General features: G+C 37.6%; 20 protein-coding genes. 4 read left to right on the forward strand and 16 right to left on the reverse strand.

The window, feature by feature from the left end; genetic code table 11:
- Positions 1–4: 4 nt before the first annotated feature.
- Positions 5–1,150: a S8 family peptidase gene (locus ACNSTQ_RS10400; protein ID WP_418199769.1), complete on the reverse strand. Its 1,146-nt coding sequence runs from the start codon at positions 1,148–1,150 to the stop codon at positions 5–7.
- A 345-nt stretch (positions 1,151–1,495) separates the two neighbouring features.
- Positions 1,496–2,839: an alkaline phosphatase gene (locus ACNSTQ_RS10405; protein WP_418199770.1), complete on the reverse strand. Its 1,344-nt coding sequence runs from the start codon at positions 2,837–2,839 to the stop codon at positions 1,496–1,498.
- A 351-nt stretch (positions 2,840–3,190) separates the two neighbouring features.
- Here ACNSTQ_RS10405 and ACNSTQ_RS10410 point away from each other — a divergent pair, with 351 nt between their 5' ends.
- Positions 3,191–3,907, forward strand: coding sequence for a 3-ketoacyl-ACP reductase (locus ACNSTQ_RS10410; RefSeq protein ID WP_418199771.1), 717 nt, complete (start codon positions 3,191–3,193; stop codon positions 3,905–3,907).
- Between the two features lie 186 nt (positions 3,908–4,093).
- Here the strand turns inward: ACNSTQ_RS10410 and ACNSTQ_RS10415 are convergent, their stop codons facing one another.
- The 3 genes from ACNSTQ_RS10415 to ACNSTQ_RS10425 all read right to left on the reverse strand — a co-directional run bounded on the left by ACNSTQ_RS10415 (position 4,094) and on the right by ACNSTQ_RS10425 (position 10,014).
- Positions 4,094–5,800 carry an acyl-CoA dehydrogenase gene (locus ACNSTQ_RS10415; protein WP_418199772.1) on the reverse strand — a complete coding sequence of 569 codons (1,707 nt, stop codon included), beginning with the start codon at positions 5,798–5,800 and terminating at the stop codon, positions 4,094–4,096.
- Positions 5,801–6,076: 276 nt separating this feature from the next.
- Positions 6,077–6,928, reverse strand: a complete 852-nt coding sequence (locus ACNSTQ_RS10420) for an amidohydrolase family protein (RefSeq protein WP_418199773.1) — start codon at positions 6,926–6,928, stop codon at positions 6,077–6,079.
- An 11-nt stretch (positions 6,929–6,939) separates the two neighbouring features.
- Positions 6,940–10,014 carry a GNAT family N-acetyltransferase gene (locus ACNSTQ_RS10425; RefSeq protein WP_418199774.1) on the reverse strand — a complete coding sequence of 1,025 codons (3,075 nt, stop codon included), beginning with the start codon at positions 10,012–10,014 and terminating at the stop codon, positions 6,940–6,942.
- Between the two features lie 408 nt (positions 10,015–10,422).
- Between ACNSTQ_RS10425 and ACNSTQ_RS10430 the strand changes: the two genes are divergently transcribed.
- The 3 genes from ACNSTQ_RS10430 (at position 10,423) to ACNSTQ_RS10440 (ending at position 12,044) form a co-directional block, all read left to right on the forward strand.
- Entirely contained in the window at positions 10,423–11,106 is a 684-nt protein-coding gene (locus tag ACNSTQ_RS10430) for a GntR family transcriptional regulator (protein ID WP_418199775.1), read from the forward strand.
- 15 nt (positions 11,107–11,121) lie between these two features.
- Positions 11,122–11,751 carry a sterol desaturase family protein gene (locus ACNSTQ_RS10435; RefSeq protein ID WP_418199776.1) on the forward strand — a complete coding sequence of 210 codons (630 nt, stop codon included), beginning with the start codon at positions 11,122–11,124 and terminating at the stop codon, positions 11,749–11,751.
- Positions 11,752–11,891: 140 nt separating this feature from the next.
- On the forward strand, positions 11,892–12,044 hold the full coding sequence (locus ACNSTQ_RS10440) for a DUF6241 domain-containing protein (RefSeq protein ID WP_418199777.1): 153 nt from the start codon (positions 11,892–11,894) through the stop codon (positions 12,042–12,044).
- A gap of 84 nt (positions 12,045–12,128) precedes the next feature.
- On the opposite strand, the gene ACNSTQ_RS10445 is transcribed toward ACNSTQ_RS10440, so the two are convergent.
- The 11 genes from ACNSTQ_RS10445 to adhE form a co-directional block, all read right to left on the reverse strand.
- Positions 12,129–13,997: an ATP-binding protein gene (locus ACNSTQ_RS10445; protein WP_418199778.1), complete on the reverse strand. Its 1,869-nt coding sequence runs from the start codon at positions 13,995–13,997 to the stop codon at positions 12,129–12,131.
- A 166-nt stretch (positions 13,998–14,163) separates the two neighbouring features.
- Entirely contained in the window at positions 14,164–14,895 is a 732-nt protein-coding gene (locus ACNSTQ_RS10450) for a LytR/AlgR family response regulator transcription factor (RefSeq protein ID WP_418199779.1), read from the reverse strand.
- 352 nt (positions 14,896–15,247) lie between these two features.
- Positions 15,248–15,373 carry a sporulation histidine kinase inhibitor Sda gene (sda, locus tag ACNSTQ_RS10455; RefSeq protein ID WP_418199780.1) on the reverse strand — a complete coding sequence of 42 codons (126 nt, stop codon included), beginning with the start codon at positions 15,371–15,373 and terminating at the stop codon, positions 15,248–15,250.
- A 456-nt stretch (positions 15,374–15,829) separates the two neighbouring features.
- A complete protein-coding gene (locus ACNSTQ_RS10460; protein ID WP_418199781.1) occupies positions 15,830–16,495 on the reverse strand; it encodes an NAD-dependent epimerase/dehydratase family protein in 666 nt (221 codons plus the stop codon).
- Between the two features lie 210 nt (positions 16,496–16,705).
- Positions 16,706–18,181 (reverse strand): protein adenylyltransferase SelO, encoded by a 1,476-nt coding sequence (locus tag ACNSTQ_RS10465; RefSeq protein WP_418199782.1) that lies wholly within the window; start codon positions 18,179–18,181, stop codon positions 16,706–16,708.
- Between the two features lie 227 nt (positions 18,182–18,408).
- Complete coding sequence (gene arsA, locus ACNSTQ_RS10470) at positions 18,409–20,178, reverse strand: arsenical pump-driving ATPase (protein WP_418199783.1); 1,770 nt, start codon at positions 20,176–20,178, stop codon at positions 18,409–18,411.
- A 15-nt stretch (positions 20,179–20,193) separates the two neighbouring features.
- Entirely contained in the window at positions 20,194–20,559 is a 366-nt protein-coding gene (gene arsD, locus ACNSTQ_RS10475) for an arsenite efflux transporter metallochaperone ArsD (RefSeq protein ID WP_418199784.1), read from the reverse strand.
- 80 nt (positions 20,560–20,639) lie between these two features.
- Positions 20,640–21,059, reverse strand: coding sequence for an arsenate reductase (thioredoxin) (gene arsC / locus ACNSTQ_RS10480; protein ID WP_418199785.1), 420 nt, complete (start codon positions 21,057–21,059; stop codon positions 20,640–20,642).
- 21 nt (positions 21,060–21,080) lie between these two features.
- Complete coding sequence (gene arsB / locus ACNSTQ_RS10485) at positions 21,081–22,148, reverse strand: ACR3 family arsenite efflux transporter (RefSeq protein ID WP_418199786.1); 1,068 nt, start codon at positions 22,146–22,148, stop codon at positions 21,081–21,083.
- A 35-nt stretch (positions 22,149–22,183) separates the two neighbouring features.
- Positions 22,184–22,528, reverse strand: coding sequence for an ArsR/SmtB family transcription factor (locus tag ACNSTQ_RS10490; protein WP_418199787.1), 345 nt, complete (start codon positions 22,526–22,528; stop codon positions 22,184–22,186).
- A gap of 358 nt (positions 22,529–22,886) precedes the next feature.
- Complete coding sequence (adhE, locus tag ACNSTQ_RS10495) at positions 22,887–25,490, reverse strand: bifunctional acetaldehyde-CoA/alcohol dehydrogenase (protein ID WP_418199788.1); 2,604 nt, start codon at positions 25,488–25,490, stop codon at positions 22,887–22,889.
- Positions 25,491–25,568 lie beyond the last annotated feature (78 nt).

A 25,568-nucleotide genomic window follows, 5' to 3' on the forward strand; every position in this document is an offset into this window, starting at 1 on the left:
TTAATTAACGTACAAAATCAATTGCATCTTTAGCTTGAACTAATCCATTGCCAAATTGATTACTGCGTCCTAGATCAATAGCTGTGTTATTCAGTAAATTGCGCAATTCCTTATTGGTTAAATGAGCATGCTCTCCCCATACAAGCGCAGCCACACCTGCAACATGTGGTGATGCCATCGAAGTACCATTGTATGAAGCATAACCATTACCAGGAATTGTACTTAATACACTTACTCCAGGAGCCGAAATCTCTACTGCAGGCCCAGTACTTGAAAAGGAAGCACGGTTATTATTTTCGTCAATGGCTGCTACAGCAATAACAGATTCATATTTTGCTGGGTAACCGACACTATCGTTGTTTCCTCCACGATTCCCACTGTTTCCTGCTGCTGCAACAACTAGTAAGCCTTCATCATATGCGAGATCACAAAATTCTTTTAGTATAGAAGAAGATTGTGAACCTCCTAAACTCATATTAATAATGTCCATTCCGTTAAGTATAGACCATTCAATACCTTCTGCAATACCAGCGTAAGAACCACTGCCATCATTATTTAGAACTTTAACAGCGTATAAATCCGATTGGTACGCAACTCCAATAACACCTAGATTATTATCAATTGCCCCAACTGTTCCAGCAACGTGTGTACCATGACCACTTCCATCATAAAATGGATCTTTGTTAGCAGTATCGGTAAATACAGAATGTCCACCTTTAACATTGGCGGCTAAATCTTCGTGAGTATTATCAATACCTGTATCTAAAATAGCTACTTTAACACCGGTTCCTGTTTGCCCCATATTATGGACTTCAGTTGATTGGACGTGCGGTACTCCCCAAGGAACGGTTTGACCGAATGCTTGTGCTTCTGCATTTTTTTCAACATATTTAATTTGTGGGTGGTTTTGTAACCCTCGAGCTTGTTTTGAAGTTAATTCTAGATGTACTACCGGTTTAAGACTGTATTCGTAAAGAATGTCTTCAGTTTTTACACCAAAAGCTTGAAGAAGCCCCTTTTCAGCTGGCCCGTCAAACATTACTAAATACTCTTCGCTACTTTCATCCGTTGTATGATTTGCTGCAACAGAAACTAACCCAGTACTGAAAACGATCCCTAAGACAAGTAATAATATTAAAAGTTTTTTCATCCAATACCTCCATTGATTAGTTTATATCAAAACTTTGGCCAAAGATTTTGAACCCACACTAAAAGTTTAGTGCCACTAAAAAACCTCGTGTGTTCACTATAATGGAGAAAACTACTATTACCAATCTTCAAAATTAACCAAAAACTAAAACTCGCATTAACTTAACTATAATAAACTATTATTAAATAGCTTTGATGACAAACAATATTCTTTTATGCATAAGTAAAATTTTGTATATTTCACTTTTTTATGTCTAGCCTCACCTAAACAATTTATCCATTTTCCATATGACGTTATATGAGAAAAGCACCGTGAGTAATCATCACGGTGCTTTTCAGAATTTTGTTAATAACCCTCCGAAGACAGAAATGGAATGTTCATCGCCTTAGCCATCAGTTTTGGCACATCCGTATTATCTATTGAACCACGAAACCAATCCGAAGCAGGACCGTAGGCATATAACGGAACATCCAGTCCAGAATGTACCTTCGTCGTCCAGCCGATGTACGCACGTTCACTAGTGATCGTGTTGATCACATACCCCAATTCCTCGGCTTCCGCTTTTTTAATTCGTTTCGCTTCTTCTTTCGTTAATTCAATGTTTGCGTATTTCTTCAAAACTTCTTTTGCATTACTTCGTTTTGAATTTAATTGTTCTGCCATATATTTACCGGTTGCTTTTACATCACGAAGAACGTCAGCTTTCGATAAATAGGCACCATACCCACCTACGCTCATTCCACCTGTATCATGATCACCGCCCACAACTACCAAAGTATGTTGGTCTTTTTCAGCAAAATCTAACACGACCTCAACTGCTTTTTCAAACGCTTCTATATCCTTCATCGCCCAAGCTGCATCGTGAGCGTGTCCAGCCCAATCAATTTGGCTTCCTTCAACCATTAAGAAAAAACCTTCAGGATGTTGACTTAACGAGGTGATAGCAGCTGTCGTCATTTCAGCCAAGCTCGGTTGTTCTGTCACGTGACGGTCGAGCTCTGGTGACATCGGTCCTGCAGCAAATAAACCTAATAACTTACTTGTATATTCTTGATGCTTTAACAGCTCGTCCCGATTTTCAATGAATGAGTAGCCTTTATGCTGTAGTTCTTCTATTAAATTCCGGTCTTTTTGCAAACCGCCGGATGATTGAGGTAAGAAATTTCGCTTGCCGCCACCAAGAAGAACATCCACTTTTTCTACCATTTGTAAGGCTACTTCGGCTTTACTTTCACGGGACGAAACATGCGCAGCAAAGGCGGCTGGCGTTGCATGTGTAACGGTAGAGGTAGCAACGAGTCCTGTCACCTTACCCGCTTTTTTTGTTGCTTCCAAAATCGTTTCTAACGGTTTTCCGTCCGAAGAAATACTTATCATATCATTATTGGTTTTATATCCTGTTGCCATTGCTGTTGCAGCAGCAGCCGAATCTGTAACCCAATTATTAGCTGATTTCGTCTTCATCATTCCTACTAGCAATGGGTCGAGACTTGACTCCTCACTTCCTTTGTAAATTCGATAATTGGTAGCATAACTAGTAGAAAACCCATCAGGTATCATAAAAATTACATTGTTTACGTGGGCAGCTTCATGGCCTGTACTATTCGCTTCCACAGGATGATCCAATAAGAAACTCGTGAAAAGTAAAATAAAACAAAGGATAGGTATCGTTCTCTTGTTATACTTCATCATTTCGACCTCTCATTTTTAACTTGTTTATAAGGCAGTTTTCGTATACTGTGTTGCTTGTGGACGGTTACGTGAAAAGCGCTATGCGTGAAGAGCCAAGCATCGGCTTGGCTTACGATCGAAAAGCAAAGAGCAACAATCATTGAAAAAAAGCCTTTTATAAAGAAAATAAAGCTTACTAAGTATCAAAAATTCCATAAGGTAAGTATGCTCTATCGCTTCCCATCCTAACCCCCAACTCATCCAGTTGTATCCATTGGAATATAAAAAATTTCTATGCAAAATATATAATGACTAAAAGTATCGATGCATCCCATTTCTAGTCACTATTTCTTATTAGGAGTGTTGTCATTGAATGCACTAAATGGAAAAAATGCATTAATTACTGGCGCTGGTAGAGGGATTGGACGAGCTATCGCCATCGCTTTAGCTAAAGAGGGCGTAAATGTTGGCTTACTCGGCCTTAATATGTCAAACCTCGAAAAGCTTACTTCAGATCTGGAACCCTATAATGTTACGATTTCTGCGGCAACAGCTGATGTCGCTAATTTGGTATCTGTTGAACATGCTGTTGACCATATTCAATCCGATTTAGGTTCTATCGACATTCTCATTAATAATGCCGGTGTCGGCAAGTTTGGAGGTTTTTTAGATTTAACCCCAGAAGAGTGGGAAAATATCATTCGGGTTAACTTAATGGGTGTCTATCATGTCACTCGAGCGGTATTACCGCAAATGATTGAAAGAAAATCGGGAGACATTGTGAATATTGCATCAACAGCCGGCCAAAAAGGCGCCCCTGTTACAAGCGCGTACAGCGCTTCTAAATTTGCCGTCATGGGACTCACAGAATCACTGATGCTAGAAGTGAGAAAACATAATATCCGTGTGACAGCACTAACGCCAAGTACGGTTGTAACGGATTTAGCCGTCGAATCTAATCTTATTACTGGAAACCCTGAAAATGTCATGCATCCAGAAGATTTAGCAGAAATGCTAGTCGCAGGATTAAAACTCCACCCTAGAGTTTTTGTCAAAACCGCTGGGTTATGGTCAACAAATCCATAAGGTAGTTGATCACATGACATGACAATGCACTTATTCAAGGATTTGAATTAAAAACTTCAGTTGGCTATTAAAAAAATGAGCTTCGGTTTTTCCCGAGAGCTCATTTCTTCATACTATTTTCTACTTTTCACTCATTGGCTTTTAAGTTAGTAATCGACCCTATATTTCTACATCTACTGATCATAATCATTTTACTAGAGCTGTCATCGCTTCTTTTAATGGCAGTACGTGTTCTTTCCAAATTTTCTTCTCTTGGTCGGCATTGATTTGTGGTCGTTTTAACATTCTCTCTAAAAACTCCACTTGTTCCGAAGTATTCTCAAACTTGGACAAATGTGCAAGAGCATATTGGGCAAAATCACTAACCATAAATTTAAACATATGATTTATAACATCGCCGTCCACTTGATACAGTTTAGCATTTTCTATGACAAGCTGAGCGTAAACAACCATTGTAAATAGTTCACCTAAATGGAGCATATAATTTTTATTTTCTTGCTGTTCTTTCGTCAGCGGTGCTTTGTATAACATTTCTCGTAATAGCTCAACTTGCTCTAAGAACGTTATTACATTAAGGTGATTGATCCCCTCATAGCTACGGCGATAGTCTGGGAATTTTACACTTCCTAACGATCCAGTGGTTTGTTTAAATAAATTAGAATCATCTTGTGCATCACGACGTGTAGGGATTTCTGCAAACTCCTCGTTATTAAAGAAGTAATTTTCCATAAACTTAATAACTAAAGCCATATTAACATGACTCGTTCCTTCTAAACGAGGAATCATACCGATATCTCGAATGGCTAATTCCATGTACGTATCTTGTTCAAACCCTTTAGCTGCAACGATATCCAACAGCATATCAATGACTTCCATTCCTTGCTTTGTTACTTTCATTTTTTGAATAGGGTTAAATAAAAGATACCGGCGATCTTCTTCAGATGAAGATCGGAAGTAATCAACAGCCCTTAATGCATAAAGCTTCATGGCAATAATACGTACATACGACTCGGTAAATAAATCTTGTACATGGTTAAAATCAGTAACCTTTTGTCCATACAATACGCGATTATCCGCATGATTTAGCGCCTCATAAAAAGCATGCTGGCAAATTCCTGCTGAAGCAAACCCTAACTGGAACTTACCAATGTTCACCGTCGATAAAGACGAATCCCATGCTGCACGCCCTTTTGATAGCACTTCAGCATCTGTAATTGGATAATCCTCAATTGAAAATGCACCAACAAACGCTGGGCGAACTCCTGATGTATTAATTTTCTTTTGTAAATGATAGTTTTCATTAGTTGGATCAACGACAAAAAATACAAATTCATCTGTTTCAGCTATACGTCCAAAAACAGAGACTAGCGCTGCTTTATTCGCATTTCCTATATAGTACTTAGAACCGTTTCCTATATAAGAGCCGTCATCTTGAGTGTACAGCTTCATTTGGTTTGAGTACAAATCAGCTCCGTGCTTTTTTTCGGACATGCCAAAGGCAAAAATACCCCCATCTTTCAAGAGCTTCCCCGTTCTTTGTTTTAGCTCCTCATTGTTAGACATCCAGATTGGCCCAAGACCCAGTATACTCACTTGATAACAATATTGATAAGCCAAAGAATAAAATGCCGTTAACTCGCTAAAATCACAAATACGAGACAAATCAAATCTTGCCTCTTCATCACCATAACCTGTTGGGGTTAATAGCGTAGCAAAAATTTCTTCTTCTTTTAGAAATTCAATGAAATCATCGTACCATTTAGAAGCTTGGTCCTCTTCCTTTATATTATCAAGTCCCTTTTCCTCAAAGAATTTTACTGTCTTTTCCATTAAAGTTTTAGTCTTCTCGTCCTCCACCTGTTGGCTAACGTTCATAGGGTTTAAAAAAAGCATACTACTCCTCCTTTTATAAAATGAATGAATATTCACTCAGTTTAAATTAGATAAAGACTCTTAAAAATCCTGCTTGTTTTTTACTATTTTTTGTAAATGGTCAATTAGTAAGGGGGATAATTTAATAACAAACAAAAAAAAGGTGCATATCACATGATGATTTGCACCTCTATTATTCTGCTAAAAAAAGATGAACAAGATTTTAGGAATTCCAAGGTCGGTATTTGTGATAAAAACACTGTTTCCGCAATAAGTTAACTGCCTTCTTTGCGCGACCTACATCATCTTTTCTATCTTAGGAAATAACCGAATGGCATTTTGATAAAAAACATCTTCAACATGCTTAGATGGAATTAAGTCGCCAATGAAATTCGCGTAATCTTTTATTGGAGCTAACGGCCAGTCTGAACCGAACAGTAGCTTTTCATAATGATCACAAAAAGTGATGGCATGCCGGATGTGATCAAGGAAGTTTCCTTTTGATTTTGCGTCCAGCTCTTCTTTTGTTCCGACGACCCAGCCTGACAGGTCTGCAAACATATTGCGATTTTTATAAACCACTTCAGCACCTGTTAAAACCCAAGGGTCGCCTAAATGAGCCATCATAAAATTGACATCACGCCGCATGACTGCCACTTCATCAAGTGTCAGTGGATGAGAGTACTTTAACAGCCCTCTTTCAGAATAGGTGTCCCCCGTATGAAAAACGACAGGAACCCGGTAGGCTGCCGCCAAGTCATAAACCGGCTGATAAACGGCGTCATACGCATAGTACGGGTAATAACCTAAGTATATTTTAATGCCTACAACTTCTGATTTCTGTAACTCTTTTTCTAAAGCATCTAAACCCGACTGATTTAGGTGGTATGGATTAATGCCAGGACATACGGCTACTTTAGGCGGTAGTTCTTCCTCTAAGTCCAGCCCCATTGGTGAAACGGCATGATGATCAGGGAACCCCATTTGCGGAGTTTCCGTAACCCCCATACCAATCGCTAATTGAATATTTCCGTTTTTCATTTCCTGCTGCAGACCGTAACTTGAGTAATCAACGAGTGAAAGATTTTTTGCGGTTTCTTTAAAGCTACCTATATTCGAAAAGTGAATATGTGCGTCAATCATTTTCATCAATATAACTCCTATTTAAACGAAAGTCTTTGTAATTGTGTATAGTGTGTTTGTTTACCATCACCAAATAGCATGATCGTCGGTTGAATTCTGACGATCTCTCCAGACGAAGCAGACCAATCCGTTTCAGAAGCTACTAACATCACTTCTTGATTCATGTATAGCTCTGCCATTTTTTTCTCCCTTGGATGGATAACGATTAGATCATCTTCCCGCTCATCAGACCCGATTGTAACAAAAGGTGTATCTTTTAAAATAAACTCCTCCACCCCAGCATAATACGTATGGATGGTGCCTTCAGTCGGCATGTTTGCATAACAAGAAGTCAGTTTTTCTGCTGGTTTAATGAAAGCCTCTAAGTCCAACACTTCAGTTGTAAATGTTCTTCCCGAGCTTTGCTCAATTTCTGCAAATAAAGCGATAACTGGAACTTCTGGTAATGTTAAAGCAAACTGACGAAGGACAACTCCTTTCATCGTTTCATGCTCTGTAAATGCAGTAGAGATACAAAGCCCTGTCCACTGATGCCCATACTCATCAACTTTTGTTACAGACTCTACCGTAGTATTCTCCTTCATCATTGAATAGGCGCTTACATTTTGAAATGTGTATCGTAATCCGCCGCCCCATGGGTTCCACCACGCTTTCGGCCCGGCTTCTGGGTATTGGTGGTGTAATGATTCTTCTCCTTTATAAGTTAGGGAGTAGACACCTGGAAAATAAGTCGAAGAAGCCTTATACTCAATCACACCGTTTTGAACCGTCCAAATCCCATTACTCTCGACAGTTGTCACTTCTCGTTTTCCTTTCACCAACTGCAAAGATTGCACTTGCGCACGGTGACTAGACGAACGAAAGTCTCCAGTAATGGACTGTATGCCTGGCTGTTTGTGCTCTAGTTGCAGTGTAATATGATGAACAGCATCCTCAAATTTCGTTTCCTTCATATATAACTTTCCATTATGCTGTAACATTAAACTTCCATGTACATAAGGAGTCAGCATCGAATGGAAAGAATAATCGACCTTTTCACCGACAGCGGAAATCATGTTCCCACCTTCTGCCTCTAAAGTATAAAGTGGCAATTCCTTCAAACGATTAGTCCCTTCCTCAACGACTAACTCTCGCCAATCCGACCAGGTCATTACCGTATTAATCCCAATTTGAATTGGACCAAAGCTAGCCTTCCCGCTTGACCCAATCGTACCCAGCTTATATTCAACCGCAAAGCGCCAGTCATCTTTTCTCCCAATTGCTTCCTTAGGCCAGGCAATTGCCTTTGTTTCCCCATTTGAAGCCGAAGTGAACATCCAAGGTTCTGAAATATCCTTATCCGATATGTAAGGGGTAAATGGTATCGTGGCTTCATTACCAATCATTACACCCTCTTTTTGAGGAATAGCCATATTATCGAATTTTGGAATAAAAGGCTGTAGAAGAGAAATCGACTCTTTTTCATCTTGTCCTTCGTTATTGATTTCATGTTTTAATTCTACTAATCCATCTCCATATAATGTAAATGAAGTATGGAGTGTAAGATGAGGAAAGGCTTCAGAATCCAGGGTCGTTTTGATTACTGACGCTTCATTGCAATTAATAAATTCTACAGAAGTCGCTTCCTTTTTCGAAAACTCTTCACTATAAGGTTTCCCAATTTTAGGTGTAAGTAGTGTAAGTGGTGCTTGCTTGGAACGAATCGAGCCTATTTTTGCAATATGATTTCTCTTTTCTATCTTAACAAAGTAAGGTCCGTTGTATATATACCAATACCCTTCACTCTCTCCACCAAACTTTGCGCCAGCCCCTGGAAAGGCGATAGACAAATTAGTTGTAAAAGTGAACGATTGGCCGTTCGGCCGTTGTACATGTACTTCAACTTCTTCTGTGAGAAAACCATTTTTCAGAAGCTCACAATCCAAAGGAATAGAGACTCGTTCTTTTCCTTGAAGTGTTGTCTTTACTTCTGAAAGTTGCCATTTCACTACTTCATTCACAGGAAGTTTGATCGTCCATGTTGTTTCTTCTTCTAGTTGACTTTCAAGGTCTAAATTTACGGTTCCTTTTTGCTGAGGGATCCAATTTTTCTTCATAGAACGAAAATGCAGCTTTCCTGCTTTTTTTGGATATACCCCCATTTTTAGTGGAAACACGCTTCCATTCATCTCGAGGTTGACTTCAACGACAGGGTGAGTTTTCCAAGGACTCGGTTCACTTTTCGCCATAGTCAGCTTCAAAGGTACTTCCCCAACCCATTCGTCTTTAATATCGAGCGTTTCTATGAAGCTATGATCCACAGTCATTGTTGATTTCCCTAAGATAGAGACTGCCATTGACTGATCGGTTTTATTAACGATACGGTACGTGACAAGGTGCTCCTCTTTTTCAAGTAATTTAAAAGCTGGTAGCTTCATTTCTACTAATAAATCTTGCGTTTCAATTAGGCGAAATCCTCGTCCTGTTCGTTCTACTTGAATTCGTACAAATTCGTTACCGGCTTCCCATCTATACTCATAGTAAGTATGTCCGTTTTCTTTTATACCATCTGGCTTTACCTCAATGTTGCGTTGACTCGTAGTATACCAATTGTGCTTTTCAAAAAAAGGACGAAGCCATTCCACTTGGAGTACCATTGGAATAAAGTTCATTAAGTGTGTCACATCATCTCTTTCTTCCCAAAAGAAGCCGCACTTTTTATAAAGTGGAACGGCCTTTGTATTTCCAGCCCACGTAAATAAGTCTAATCTCGGCCAATTCAATTCGACCGTTTTCTCAATCGCTCTTAATACGAGTTGCTTTCCGATCTTTAGCCCTTGATAGGATGGGTGGACATTCAGTAAGGGAATATAAAGAGAGCCCTCGTCTTCTTTATATTCGGATAAGCCACAATACCCAACTACTTCTTCCCCAACCAGTGCCAAAAATAAATGGAGATTTGCAGAGTTTGCTTCCTTTTCAATCACATCTTGCTCTGACATAACAGCCGAGTCACCACCCCAGTCATCTCGACTTTCATTCCACATTTTGGCTACTCCCCTAGCAAGACCTTCATGATATTCTACGATTTTCACTTGAGCTGAAGTTTTCATAACTTCCTCCTACACTATGTTTTTGTATGTCGAACCTCACAATTTTTAATTTTTTGAATAACATTGACGAATTTGATCATCGCCAACTCCCCCTTTCATTTTGTATTGGTAAATTTTACATACCTTTTCATAGTTTAAAATGTTATGAGAATAAAGTAAAGAATATTCAAATTCTTCTTCAGTAGTTTCAAGTAGAAGTAACGGTTGAGCATGATAACTGTTAAAGGATTGTCCTGGTCTCAAAGATTACAGCCGGGGGTTTCATACTTACACAAAATACCCTGCATACAGTTAAAAGTAATTTGACAGAAAATTCAGTTTTAATTTATAATTTTGGTAATACCACAGTTAACTACATGTAATACCTAAATACACTAATTCATATTCATATATTGGAGGAAGACGAACTTGAAAAAAAGCGACCGTACATCAGACAAAGTAGAGAAAAAATTAATCGATGAAATACTAACAGGAAAATTACATGCAGGAAGTGCACTCCCTCCTGAAAGAGAACTTGCTAAAACATTCAGTGTAGGACGCCCTACCGTCAGAGAGGCGTTACAGCGTTTAGAGCGAGATGGCTGGATCACAGCGCGAAAAGGGCAACCATCAATAGTAAATAATTATTGGAGTCAAGGCAATTTAACGATGCTCGTCAGTATTGTTCAAAATCAACAATCTGTAACAGATGAGTTTATTCTGTACTTGCTCGAATTACGATGTTCTTTGACGCCAACATACATTCGCGATGCTGTCACAGGCAACCAAGCCAAAGTCGTTGCTTTGCTAGCTCACTTAGAGGATTTGAAAGACGATGCCGATACTTATGCAGCGTTTGATTGGAAGTTACAAAAAGAATTTGCTAGTCTATCGCCAAACCCGATTTACCTGCTCATCCTAAATAGCTTCGACTCCTTCTACTTGCCGATGGCAACTCGATATTTTTCTATCGAAGCACATAGAAAATTATCATTACAATATTACAACGAGCTACTAACGATAGCTTTAAAGGGGGACTCCATTGAAGCCGAGAAAATTGCTAGAAAGGTCATGGAAAGAAGTTTAACACTTTGGAAAGATCGAAAAGACTAAAAGGAGGCTTTTATAATGAAAGGAAAATACGTAAAAGAGTTTTTCTTGTTCCCTGATGTGTTTATCATGAGCTTTCTCTTCTTTATTAGTTTTGGGTTTATGATTTTCAGCTTTTCTATCATGACCTTGCTGGCTTTTTTACTAGGGATGATTGGTTATACGCTGAACGAATACCTTACACATCGGTTTATATTTCATATGAAGCCACCTAAAAACGGCTACCTTCTTAAATTCATGAAGCGAATTCACTATGACCATCATTCAAAACCGAATGACTTGCATCTGTTATTTTTACCATTATGGTACAGCTTACCTGCCATTGCTATGACTGCTGTTATTGTCTACTTTTTTACATGGAGCTTGGTCATTACCAATGCTTTCATTGCAGGTGTAATGCTTTTCTTATTATTTTATGAGTGGAAGCATTATGTTGCTCACCGCCCCATTCAGCCAATATCCCCATGGGGAAAGTGGATGAAGAAAATTCATTTATGGCATCATTTTAAAAACGAAAACTACTGGTACGGCGTAACGAATCCAGCCTATGATTTTTTACTAGGTACATTCAGGGATCAAAAAGATGTTGAGACGAGTGAAACGGCTAAGAACCTTGAGAAACGAGACGAACACAATATAAAGTTATAATTAAAAAATATGATAGGATCCAAAACAACAAATATTTCCGTGGAACTGTATTCTGTTCGAATGAAGGTTAGGGATACAGTTCCCCACTAATCACTAATCAATAAAAATTTAACAATGTTAACACTCGACCTACAGCAAATTTGTTACCTTCTAGATCAACTAAAGGCGACTTTAGTCAAGCTGTATATGATCATAATGTAATTTGGGAGATTCAAGGAGGAACCGTCGGTAAAGCAACAAGATTGTTAACTGAAGAGGAAGAAAGAGAATATATTCAAATGTATTTTGAATAAACAATCAAAAAAACGTCAGTATGGCACTGGCGTTTCTATTTTTACATATTTTTGGTAGTTAACAGGACATAGTAAAATTGCTACTTATGTCCTCATTACTTTTACAATTACCCTATTTATTTCTTCCATGCTAATTGGCTTTGTCACATATGCTGTGCACCCTTCTAACAATGCCTTCTTAATCGTAGTTTCCAATGCATCGGCACTTACTGCTATAATAGGTAAGTTTTGCGTGATAGGATTAGACTTAAGTTTGTTTAATACCTCAAAACCATCTATATCTGGTAAGCTAAGGTCTAACATTATGATATCAGGGTGTAATTCAAATGCCTTTTCTATACCTGCGCAACCAGAAGTGACGCAATGTAAGTTAACATTTCCAATTAAATGTAACATTGAAGTCATTACATCAATATTTTCCTGCTTGTCTTCAACATATAAAACCTTGATTGTATCCTGCAAAGAAATTGACCCTATTTGGGTTTCCTTATACTCGCTATCAGAATAATGGTTAGGCTTAACTCTATTAAACGAGACCCAAAACGTTGATCCCTTTCCTTCCTCTGCTAATACCCCGTACTTCCCGTTCATTCTTTTTGTCAGTTGAGCAACAATTGCCAATCCTAAACCTGTTCCTTCCCAGTTATTCATACTGTTTTTCGATCTATAAAAAGGCTCGAATATTAAATCAAGCTCTTCATTTTCAATTCCAATTCCTGTATCTTTTATATTTATTTTAATGTCCTCAGTATGTTTATCCAAAGTACAATAGATCTTTATTGTCCCATTTGGTCTGCTATATTTCATTGCATTGTTTAGTAAATTCGTAATGATTTGATGAAGTCGAAATGGATCTGCCTCAATGTAGACATTATCTTCAATCTCTTCTAATTGAATGTTTATTCCAGGTGTACTAATTTCTAATATCGTTTCGATGCAATTTTCAAGGAAAGGTATTAACTCGATTTCCTCTTTTTGTATGTTTATCTGCCCTGAATCTATAACCGTAAAACCTAATATTTCTTCAATTAGCTTTAATAAATGTTCAGAAGCATTATATATTTTCGATATTTTCTTTCGGATATTCTTATCAATTTCATCCATTAGCATTATTTGCGAATAGCCTTGAATGGTGTTTAATGGTGTTCGTAAATCATGACTCATTTGCGATAGAAATACACTTTTTTCACGACTAGCCTTTTCTGCATTCATTTTTTCAAGCTTTAAATACTTTTCTCGCTCTTTTTGACGAGCACTATTTAGTATTAGTTTTTCATTTTTAGCTTTTAACAAGTCGTTTTCTTTCTCTAGTTTTTGTAACTTTTCCAGTTCGAATTCAGAAAATCTATCCATATAGTTTCTATTGTAAAAGGGAGACTTTTCGATTTGACTATCAAGCATTAAATACTCATGAACTTTTAAAAGTTCATTTTGAAGAAACGCAGGGGTAATGAGTCCGTTATATGCACAAACGGATACAATGTTTTTTCCATGGAAAAAATGATCACAGTCATTCTCATACAATCTTATTTCACAAATAGATGAGTTACTAGCCAGAACCTGACCCCAAATTCTTGTTCTTACACCACGCTCAATATTTCCCTTTAATAGTCCACTAAGTTGTTCTATACTTTTTTCAGCACTAAATGTTTCTTCAGAACGATAGAAATCAGTGTTAGTAGTATATTTTATTAATTGTCTATCATCCTCTGAGTAACCCATTTGTATTAACTTTTTCGTAATACTAGTATAAACGTCTTGACTCTCAATTAATAAGATCTTATCCCTATTATCTATGCCTTCAGATATATAAGCTAAAGCATTTTCAATATACTTATCATATTCATTAAACATATATATAATATGAGAGCCTTTTTCTCCTAGCCTCTTTATTAATTGCTGTAGCGTAAGACTCTCACTATCTAATGTTGTGTTTTCTGTTTGTTCGACCATTTCAATTTCCCCCATCAAAAAACTAACTTGACTCTTAAGTTATAATTAAAAGTTTAGCGTACCGTAAGAATTATTGACAAAGGAAATAGATGGATTCGCTCAAATCTCCTAGTCAACGGTATTTTCAGCAAAATAAAAAACTTTTAATATACGGTATACCCCGCTACTAAAAGTTTTCTATATCATAAGATAGAGTTTTATAAAGTTCATTTATTCGTCGTTTAGACACATGGGCATAGTGAGGATAGTTTCTAAAATAAGCAAAATATGTCTCACCTTCTAAGACTATATGAGAAATGTAATTGACATTAACAATAAATGACCGATGTGTTCGAAAGAAATGATCATTTAACCGTTTAAACATACTATCTAACGATTCATTCGTTTCATACTTTTGATCTTCTGTATGAATAATTGTTTTTCGATTTTCTTTTTCGATACAAACAATTTTTGAGAAATGAATAAAATACGATGTGCTATCCCTTTTTATCGTTAGAATTTCCTTCTTTCCGACTTGACTTTGATTAAGTAGTAACGCACTTACCCTCTCTAAAGCAATATATAAACGGTCTTGCTTTATTGGCTTCATTACATAATCTACTGCATTTAAATCAAAAGCCTTAACAGCATAGTCATCGTAAGCGGTTGTATAGATAAATTTTAAGTCAGGGTTAACTTTTAAACATGATGAAATAGCTTCAATTCCATTTAGTTTAGGCATGTTGATGTCTGCTATGATTAAATTAGGCTTCCTATTGAAGTTCAACTCTAATAGACTTTCACCATTATCAACTATACCAATAACTTCAAACGTTTTAAGAGGTTCAATAAAGCTTGCAATTATTTCTTGTGCATCTATATGGTCTTCAGCGATAACTACTTTTATTTTTGGATCCAATTAAAGTACCTCCATTTAGCTAGATGCCTTTCTTGCAGTATCTAGAAACGTTTGTTACATAATTTTTAATTCAATACCGAAATACTTTTATCTTGCAAACTTTAATAGTCCCGTTGTTAGTGAGTTTTTAGTGTGAAATTCTTTAATTTTCTGAAGAATGGTTTACCTCATTGTATCATTATTTTCTTCTTCATCTATTGATCTAACTGAATGAGTAAAACATTACCAACACCCTTTTATTTAGACGAGTTTAAAGTTGATGTTGAATATCAACATTGTGCTTAGCCATTATTTAAAGTATAGGTTAACCTATACACCTAAACCCCATGGTATGAAGCTTATTTTTTGTCCATTAAAATCTTTCTAGTTGTCTCTTATCCATCTCTTTTTCTAGCATTTTTATAAAGTCTTTCTCTAAATTTAAATTAATGGCCTTCCTGTAAGTATTTATTAGCATTTTGTTACTCAATTGGTACATGTTCTTATCACTCCTATAAAAAATCTAAGCTATCCTTCTATTCACTATAATACCTATTCTTAAACTTTATTGATCATTTAAAACACTACATTCAAACAATAAATTAGACATATTAAACAAACTATTAGTTATTTCAGAAAACCAAATCGACCTTTGAACTTTTTTTGTAAACCGCTATTATCAGAAACTTTGTTGCTATTGGACCGTTCTTAAAAAGCTTCACGCTAAAGCGTGAAGAACTAAGCTTTCGTTTCGTTTACGGTCCAATAGCTTAAAGCAACTCTTTTAGAATAGAGGATGGTAAAAATAATGATGATTTTAAATCCAAGGAATGAAGAGTAGAGGTTATTAAATGACTAAAATTCTATGAGGATACATCAAGACTACATGCACACATACAAAAAATGAAAATGAAAGCATAATATCTACTGTTTTTTATTTCTGTTTTGATCTCTATCAAGATTTCCCTAACCCTTCAATTTTATCCGATGGGTAGATAGTTACTCCGTTATGATCCAATTGAGCTGCCTTAAACATGGCGTTAGCAACCGTTCTTCCTTGTATAGCTTTAAACTTTTTCAATGGACCTATAAAGAATACAGAAAGTGCTGTGTAGAACACTTCGGCCGATTTTTCTCCTAATCTGAACTCTTGGCGCTTTCCCATTAGAAGAGACGGACGGAAAATCGTAACAGAATCAAAATTGATTTGGCTAACTTCTTCTTCCAACTCTCCTTTTATTCTTAAGTAAAAATTCGAGGATTGAGCGTTTGCAGAAAGTGAACTCACAAACAGAAACTGTTTGGCCCCCATTTTTCTCGTTAACCTTGCAATCGTTAACGGATATGTGACATCAACTTTCCGCATCACTTCTTGCGACTTTGCTTTTCTGATTGTCGTTCCGAGACAACTAAACACATCGTCCACTTCAAAATTAATCAGAGACTCATCTAATTGGTCAAAATCGATGACCTTTTCTTCTAATTTGGAGTGGCTGATTCCAAGCGGCTTTCGTACAATAGCAATCACTTTTTTATATTCCGATTTGTTAAGTAAAATCTGTAATAATTCATTTCCAATTAAACCTGTGGCTCCTACAATGAGAGCAGTTTTTTGCTTCATTTTTTTATCCCCTCTTCAAACGATTTTATATACGCCAAACGCTGTTCTATTCTAATAAAATTTATTAGTGTACCACTTCATGTTCTCACATCCATATTACTTAAAGAATATTAAACAAGCCAGAACTCTCACTCCTAAATCACAAAGGGTTTATAGCGAGACTTCTGGCTTCATCATTTCTAGATTACATTTTTCTCCACGTCTTCTAGATCAAGTCCCGCAAAATGTACGGTAAGGATGACTCGCTGGATCAGGCAACGTACTATATTCCGCTTGTTCACAAGAATGCTCATACGGTTTAGATAGCGCCTTAAGAAGTTTCTCCATCACACTGTAATCCTCACGTTCCACTGCTGCTTCTAACGCTTCCTCTACTCGATGGTTACGAGGAATGATTGCAGGATTGTTCGTCTTCATCAATTCGTGTGAAGCCTCTTTGGCTTCATCCTGTTTGCCAAGTCTCGCTTGCCACAGTTCATACCATTGATCAAATTCTTTTTTACCGGATAAGTCTGTGTCCTCTAGCTGATCGAACGTTAATGCGCGGAATGTATTTGTAAAATCAGCACGATACTCCTTCATAATACTGAGGAGGCCTTCAATCAGTGTTTCATCCTCTTCTTCCTCATGAAACAATCCTAACTTCGCTCGCATTCCAGCCAGCCAATTGGCCGTATACAACTCGGTAAAACCTGATATTTCCTTTTGGGCGAGTTTGACAGCCTCTTCTTGGTCATCATGTAAAAGTGGTAAAAGTGTTTCAGCAAATCTAGCTAAATTCCAACCTCCAATATAAGGTTGGTTACCATAAGCATAACGACCTTGTCTGTCAATTGAGCTAAATACGGTATCCGGATCATAAGTATCCATGAAAGCACATGGTCCATAATCAATCGTTTCCCCACAAATCGTCATGTTGTCTGTATTCATCACCCCATGAATAAATCCAACCATTTGCCATTTTGTAATTAAACTCGCCTGTCGCTTAATCACTTCGCGAAGAAGCGAAAGATAACGGTTAGAGTCATTATTAACATTTGGGTAATGTCGTTCTATTGTATAATCAGCTAACGCTCTTATATCATCAACCGCTCCCCATTTAGCGGCATATTGAAAGGTTCCAACTCGCAGGTGACTAGCAGCAACGCGAGTCAAGATGGCACCAGGTAAATCTGTTTCACGAATGACGAACTCACCTGTTGTTACCACCGCTAAGCTACGGGTGGTGGGGATACCAAGTGCATGCATCGCTTCGCTCATGATATATTCGCGTAGCATCGGTCCAAGTGCCGCTCGACCGTCCCCCCCGCGGGAATAAGGTGTTCTCCCCGAGCCCTTAAGCTGAATATCAAAACGCTCACCACTCGAAGTCATCTGTTCACCAACTAAAAGAGCCCTTCCATCTCCTAGCATCGTAAAATGTCCAAACTGATGCCCCGCATAAGCTTGAGCAAGAGGGATTGAGCCTTCAGGCATCGCATTACCTGCAAACACCGCTACAGCATCAACTCCTTTTAACTCCTCTGCTTTTAATCCTAGAGAGGTAGCTAATTCTTCATTGAGAATAACTAATTCAGGTGAACGAACAGGATTTACATCGATGGTTGAAAAAAAAGGTTTCGGTAGACTTGCATAACTATTGTCTAAATTCCAGCCTGCTTCTTGCATTGCTATTCTTTCGGTCATCATACTCTCCTTCTCTTCTTTCGAATTTTTATTCAATTTAACTATATGATGATTTTACAGTTATCTCATTCTAGTTCCAAACTTTAAAGCTCTTTTATTGTCTGTTTCTTCCAACACTTTATACCTTTCCCATATGGAAAAGAGCACAACCAATGCGTACCTAAACTAGGCGTGCACTAGCTATGCTCTTTCTTATTAACAATTTATCTTCCAATTAACATCCACTACTAGCTAATATAATCTTTTAACTTGTCATACCCTACCTTTTCTTCATTCAGCCAAGGAATAATTGCACACTTCTCAGCCTCTTTTTCTCTTACCTGTTGAATCCATTCCTTTTCTGAAACAGCCTTACCTCTTAACACAGGGTCTTTTGTATTAGTGGCTAATAAACTTTGATTAATGATCCACCATTTCGGACGAATGTGAGCGCGTTTTAGATCGTCTTGTAAACGAGAAGCTTCTAAAACAGGTGTCGCTTCTGCCAAGGTCACAATAACTACAGCTGTCTGTTCAGGATTTCTAATTTGAGGAAGCAATTTTTTGACACTTTCTGGTACTTCCCCTGTCGACCTAGCAATTTCTTTACTATATGACTGAGCCGCATCTAATAATAATAAGGTATGTCCGGTTGGAGCAGTATCAATTACAACTATTTCATCTACTGATCTGGCCACTACTTCAGCAAATGCTCGGAATACGGCAATTTCTTCTGTGCAAGGTGAATTTAGGTCTTCCTTCAAATACGCCAAACCATCGTCATCTAACTCTTTTTCGGCGTTTGCTAAAACATCAGCTTTATAGTTCTCTACTTCCTCTTTTGGATCGATCCTACTAATAGTTAAATTTTGATTGAGATCTTTGTCCTGGAAATGATACTGTAAGTGGGCAGCTGGGTCTGTCGTTGTTAAATGGACGCGATGTCCTTTTTCAACTAAACCAACAGCAATTGCAGAGGCAACTGTTGTCTTTCCAACACCACCTTTACCCATTGTAAATATAAGCCTTGTATTTGTAGATGAAAAATCATTAATCGCATCATCCAACCTTAAAAGATGATTTAATTCTAAATCGCTTACTAACTCTTTTACTGTCAAATCATCTGGTTTGAAAATTCTCCGAAGGTTTTCCACACCGGTTAATGAATAAGATACAAATGGTAAGGAGTAAATCGCTGTTTGTCCTAAATGATTAGGCATTTGTTCTAATGCCTTTCTTTGCCGCTGATAAAAGGCCAATGATACTTCATCTTCTTTGACATGGTTCAAGAGGAGACCGTTAACGATGAGTACCTGCTTTTTTATACCGATCTCGTTCAGTTCTATTGATGCACGATCAGCCTCTAAAAGTGATGAAACGTCCGGTCTTGTTACGAGTATCAAAGTCGTTTGGCTAGGATCTGAAAGAACATCAACTGTTTGAGAATAAAGATCCTTTTTATCTGCTAGTCCAGATAAAGGTCCTAAACACGATGCACCATGTGTCGCTTCTTCTAAAAATCCATTCCAAGCCGTTGGAAGTTGCAATAACCGTAATGTATGACCGGTTGGAGCGGTGTCGAAAATAATATGGTCAAATTCGTTTACAATTTCGTCATTCGTTAGCAAGCCAGTAAATTCATCAAAAGCTGCGATTTCAACTGTACAAGCTCCTGACAATTGCTCTTCCATCGTAGCTACTACGGCATCAGGAAGCTTCCCTCGGTATGGACCAACAACTTTTTCTCGATAAGCTAGTGCTGAGCTTTCCGGGTCTAAGTTACTTGCATATAAGTTTTCTACTGAAGGCACTCTTTTCGGTGAATTTGTAAATTCTATTTCAAATACGTCTTGTAAATTAGAAGCAGGGTCTGTGCTAATCAATAACACCTTTTTTCCACTATCCGCTAATGCCACGGCTGTTGCACAAGCCGTTGACGTTTTACCTACCCCACCTTTTCCAGTCAAAAAAAGAAAAGGTGTATCAATTACATGTTTTGGATCGAAAGACTGAAACATCATTTCCCTTCTTTCTTACTTCGAAGATTTTAAATCAATAGAAAGATGAACTTTTGGTTTTTTAGTTAATTCTTCAGGTTTCACCTCAAACCATTTTGCAAATTCATCATTCGTCGGATAACTTCCTACTTTTACAACCTGATCATTTACTAAAATAACTGGGAGCGCATCAGGTCCTTTTTCATGTAAAATACGATTTACATCTTGATTTTCAGCAAATTTATCTGGATCGTTTGTTAATTGATAACGCACTATATTAAATCCATTTTTTTCTAATGAATAAACAGCTGATGCCACTCGTGTTAATTCTGGATCAACACTTGGTCCACAAACACCTGTAGAACAACACATTGCAGGATCAAAAATTTCAACTTTTTTCATTTTTATACCCTCCCATATTCTGATTTCAGTAGTAATAAAAACCAAGAGAAGACTCTCTTGGTTTTTTAATTGTAATTCTCTTATTTACCCGTTTCACTAAACTGCTTAAGTCTATCACGGATCTCATCACGTACACGCTGGAAAAATGCCCATTTCTCTTCGTCTGTTCCTACAGCTTTTGCTGGATCATCAAAGCCCCAATGCTCTCTTTTTACATGTGATGGTGTCACCGGGCATTTGTCAGCTGCATCACCGCATAAAGTAACAATTAAATCAGCTGTATTTAAAATTTCTGGATCAATAATATCTGATGTTTGATTTGTAATGTCAATTCCAGCTTCCTTCATAGCTTTTACAGCATTCGGATTTAATCCGTGAGCTTCAATTCCAGCACTGTAGACGTTCCACTCATCTCCTAAGTACTTCTTTGCCCACCCCTCAGCCATCTGACTTCTGCATGAATTTCCTGTACATAAAAAATAAATTGTTTGCTTACTCAACTTAAAAACTCCTTCTTAAATTTATTTTGCTAATTTTTGACTTGGGAACCAATGCTTTGTATTGTTCGCTATTTTGACTAAATACAGCATTAACGGCACTTCTACAAGAACACCTACTACGGTGACTAATGTGGCTCCTGAATTTAATCCAAATAACGCAATGGACACGGCAACGGCTAGTTCAAAGAAATTACTAGTTCCAATCATAGCAGCAGGGGCCGCGACACTATGCTCAAGACGCCACTTCCTTGCCCAGAAGTAGGCAATAATAAATATAAAGAAGGTTTGAATGATTAACGGAATAGCAATTAGACCGATATGAAATGGATTATTTAAAATAACATCACCTTGGAAAGAAAAAATAATGATCAACGTGAGTAATAAACCAACCATTGTAAATTTTCCAGCTCTCTTTAAATAGACCTGTTCAAACCATTCTTTTCCTTTATTTTTTATTAATAAAACGCGAGAAATATATCCCGCAACTAAAGGAACAACAATAAACAATACAACAGACAAGATGACTGTTTCATATGGAACAATCACATTGTTAATGCGTAGTAAAAACATGACGATAGGGCCATAGGCAAAAATTAAGATCAAATCATTTACTGAAACTTGAATTAGTGTATAACTTGCATCTCCCCTTGTTAAATAGCTCCATACAAACACCATCGCTGTACACGGAGCCGCACCTAACAAAACGGCACCAGCAATGTACTCCGTTGCCAGGTCACCCGAAATAAATGGTGAAAAAATTACTTTAAAGAACAACCAGGCAAAGAAAAACATCGTAAAAGGTTTGATAATCCAATTGACTACTAATGTAACAACTAATCCTTTTGGTTTCTTTCCAGCATCTACGATACTTTTAAAATCGATTTGTGCCATCATTGGATAAATCATGAGCCAAATTAGTATGGCTACAGGGATGGATACTTGGGCATATTCAAATTGGCTTAACGTCTCTGGAACAGCTGGCAGCCACTGTCCAATCGCAAGACCAACAATGATACATAGAGCAACCCAGACAGTTAAATAGCGCTCGAAAAGACCAATGCCCTGCTTCTCTTCCTTTTCTGTACTCACTTCTCTCGCTCTCCTTCATGTTTATTATTTTTATATTATTCACATGTAATCCGTAAACCTTGCTCTTCCAATTCATCTAATTTAAAATCTTGATTCGGAAGATGTTGAAGCAGATTTTGAACCAATGGATAATAGTCATTATCTTTATTTAAGGAATAGATGATCCACTGTCCTCTTCTTGTTTCTCGAACAATGCCTACATCTTTTAACTTACGAATATGTTGACTAATGGCAGGTTGACTCGTTTTGAATATCTCTACAAATTCACAAACACAACAATCATTGGAGTCGAGTATTTTAACCATCGTTAGTCGTGTTTTATCACCTAATAATTTCAAGATCGCGGCCGCTTTTTCTATTTCAACAGTTGACACTCGCATGCAAACACCCCCTAAAATTCATTATCAATATCACCATATAATAATATACTTATATATGTAACGGATTTTATTATGAGATTTAGTTTTAAACCATTCCTCAATATTATTCCGGTGCTAAATACTATGGAACTCGATCATATAAGTATTTACTTATATGATATTTCACTTATATATAAATTTCAACTGTCTCTTTGTGAAGTATTTGTTAAGAATACTATAGTGGTCATTTACATATCCCCATTCATTTAAGCTTTAATTAGCAACAAAAGCCGGTTAAGAAATCAGATTTCTAATTTCTTAACCGGTGCTTTAGGAATTTTTCATGCTGTTTACATTCTTTTAATTAGAAGAAGTTACTCTACATACCTTTAAATGCATTTTGGTAAATCTCTGCTAACTCAGTGACTAATGGCAGCTTTGGATTCGCTGTTGTACATTGATCTTCAAACGCACGCTCTGCTAACTGTTCGACTTTGGCCTCAAAGTCTTCTTTCGTTACACCGCACGCTTCAATACTCATTGGAATGTCTAGTTCTTTTGCCAATTTAGAAACCGCTTGAACTAAGCTTTCAACTCCCTCTTCTGTCGTTCTAGCAGGTAAACCAAGCATTTTTGCTATTTCAGCGTAACGCTCGTTCGCAATGAAATGCTCATATTTAGGAAAAGCGGTAAACTTCTTCGGTTTTGTTGCATTGTACCGGATAACATGCGGCATTAAGATTGTATTTGCACGACCATGCGGAATATGGAACTCAGCACCTAGTTTATGAGCTAAACTATGGTTAATTCCTAAGAAAGCATTCGCAAAGGCCATTCCAGCGATCGTTGACGCATTATGCATTTTTTCTCGAGCAAGCTCGTTACTTCCATTACGATACGCTGTTGGAAGATAGTCGAATACAAGCTGAATGGCTTTCATAGCCAAACCATCTGTAAAATCATTAGCCATGATGGAGACATACGCTTCAATCGCATGAGTTAATACATCCATTCCTGTATCTGCCGTAACATGCTTTGGTACTGTCATTACAAATTGAGGATCGATGATCGCTACATCAGGCGTTAACTCATAGTCAGCTAACGGATATTTTACATTGTTCTCTTTATCCGTAATGACCGAGAAAGAGGTAACCTCTGAACCCGTTCCTGAAGTTGTTGGAATGGCAACAAACTGTGCTTTTCCTCCTAGGTTTGGATATTTAAAAATTCGTTTACGAATATCGAGAAACTTTTGTTTTAAGCCTTTAAAGTCCGTCTCTGGATGCTCATAAAATAACCACATTCCTTTTGCTGCGTCCATCGCAGAACCACCGCCAAGCGCAATAATTACATCTGGTTGAAAATTGTGCATCATTTCTGCACCTTTCATGACGGTTTCAATCGATGGGTCTGGTTCAACATCTGAGAAGATTTCACAATGTACATAATCACTGCGTTTTCTTAAGTAATACAACACCTTGTCCACATAACCGAGCTTTACCATGCCTGGATCAGTTACAATGAACGCTTTTGAGATTTTCGGCATCTTCGATAAATACTGAGTGGAATGTTTTTCAAAGTAAATTTTTGGTGGCACCTTAAACCATTGCATGTTTGTATTCCTTCTCGCTAATCTTTTAATATTTAACAAATGAACGGCACTAACATTAGAAGAAACTGAATTACGTCCATAGGAACCGCACCCTAAAGTTAACGAAGGTAAGAATGCATTGTATATGTCCCCGATTGCTCCTTGACTAGAAGGCGAGTTCACAATTAAACGCCCAGCTTTCATTCGATTTCCAAACTCTTTAATAACTCCATCATTTTCAGAATGGATGACCGCCGAGTGACCTAGTCCCCCAAAAGCCAACATTTCTTCTGCCCGAGTTAATCCTTCCTCTGTAGAGTTTACTTTATAAAAAGCTAGAACTGGACTTAACTTTTCACGAGATAGTGGATATTCTGGGCCTACCCCTTTAATTTCTGCTATTAATATTTTCGTATCTTCAGGTACATCAACACCAGCGAGACTTGCAATATAATAAGGTGTTTTACCAACGATATCTGGATTAACTGCGCAGCTCTTTTCATTAATCACAAGCTTTTCTACTTTCTTTCGTTCTTTTTCATTTAGAAAATAGCAGCCATTCCTCTCCATTTCCTCTTTCACTGCTTCATAGATTTCCTTGTCGACAATAGCCGCTTGTTCTGAAGCACAAATCATGCCATTATCAAAGGTTTTAGATAGGATTAAGTCGTTAACGGCTCGTTTTAAACTGGCTGTTTTTTCAATATAACATGGAACATTTCCTGGACCGACCCCAAGAGCTGGTTTACCAGTACTATAAGCCGACTTCACCATACCTGCCCCGCCAGTAGCTAGTACAAGTGCAATCCCAGGATGGTTCATTAATTGTTGGGTTGCAGCAATGGAGGGTGTTTCAATCCATTGAATACAATGCTCGGGTGCGCCAGCTTTTATTGCGGCATCCCTCAGTACTCGCGCAGCTTGACTACTTGATTTTTGTGCCGAAGGGTGGAATGCAAATACAATAGGATTTCTTGTTTTTATAGCAATTATTGCTTTAAACATTGTTGTAGATGTTGGATTAGTTACAGGGGTTACGCCTGCTACTACACCGACAGGCTCTGCTATTTGCAGGATACCTTCGTGCTCGTTCTCTTCAATAACACCAACCGTTTTGTCGTACTTGATGTTATGGTAGACATACTCTGTTGCGAACATATTTTTGATTATTTTATCCTCGTACACTCCGCGCTGCGTTTCTTCAACAGCCATTTTGGCTAGCGGCATATGTTGATCTAAACCGGCTAAAGCCATCTCTTTTACAATACTGTCTATCATTTCTTGGTCAAAACTCATAAACTGGGCTAGTGCAGACTGCCCGTTTTCAACCAATTTCTCAATCATACTCGTCACATCATTTTGTTTCTTTACTTCCTTTTCTAAAACTCCCACGTGAAGTCCCCCTTAAAAAGTGAATACAAAGTTTGTGAAACATTGAGCAAGTAGTTCCAAAAAAATGTTACCTATGGA

It is taken from the genome of Alkalihalobacterium sp. APHAB7 (assembly GCF_048323755.1).
GTDB lineage: Bacteria > Bacillota > Bacilli > Bacillales > Bacillaceae_F > Alkalihalobacterium.

Bases quoted from the DNA above. Each gene is read 5' to 3' on its own strand.
- ACNSTQ_RS10400 (WP_418199769.1), bottom strand. From the start codon at position 1,150: ATGAAAAAACTTTTAATATTATTACTTGTCTTAGGGATCGTTTTCAGT.
- ACNSTQ_RS10405 (WP_418199770.1), bottom strand. From the start codon at position 2,839: ATGAAGTATAACAAGAGAACGATACCTATCCTTTGTTTTATTTTACTT.
- ACNSTQ_RS10415 (WP_418199772.1), bottom strand. From the start codon at position 5,800: ATGCTTTTTTTAAACCCTATGAACGTTAGCCAACAGGTGGAGGACGAG.
- ACNSTQ_RS10420 (WP_418199773.1), bottom strand. From the start codon at position 6,928: ATGAAAATGATTGACGCACATATTCACTTTTCGAATATAGGTAGCTTT.
- ACNSTQ_RS10425 (WP_418199774.1), bottom strand. From the start codon at position 10,014: ATGAAAACTTCAGCTCAAGTGAAAATCGTAGAATATCATGAAGGTCTT.
- ACNSTQ_RS10435 (WP_418199776.1), top strand. From the start codon at position 11,122: ATGAAAGGAAAATACGTAAAAGAGTTTTTCTTGTTCCCTGATGTGTTT.
- ACNSTQ_RS10445 (WP_418199778.1), bottom strand. From the start codon at position 13,997: ATGGTCGAACAAACAGAAAACACAACATTAGATAGTGAGAGTCTTACG.
- sda (WP_418199780.1), bottom strand. From the start codon at position 15,373: ATGTACCAATTGAGTAACAAAATGCTAATAAATACTTACAGGAAGGCC.
- ACNSTQ_RS10460 (WP_418199781.1), bottom strand. From the start codon at position 16,495: ATGAAGCAAAAAACTGCTCTCATTGTAGGAGCCACAGGTTTAATTGGA.
- ACNSTQ_RS10465 (WP_418199782.1), bottom strand. From the start codon at position 18,181: ATGACCGAAAGAATAGCAATGCAAGAAGCAGGCTGGAATTTAGACAAT.
- arsA (WP_418199783.1), bottom strand. From the start codon at position 20,178: ATGTTTCAGTCTTTCGATCCAAAACATGTAATTGATACACCTTTTCTT.
- arsD (WP_418199784.1), bottom strand. From the start codon at position 20,559: ATGAAAAAAGTTGAAATTTTTGATCCTGCAATGTGTTGTTCTACAGGT.
- ACNSTQ_RS10490 (WP_418199787.1), bottom strand. From the start codon at position 22,528: ATGCGAGTGTCAACTGTTGAAATAGAAAAAGCGGCCGCGATCTTGAAA.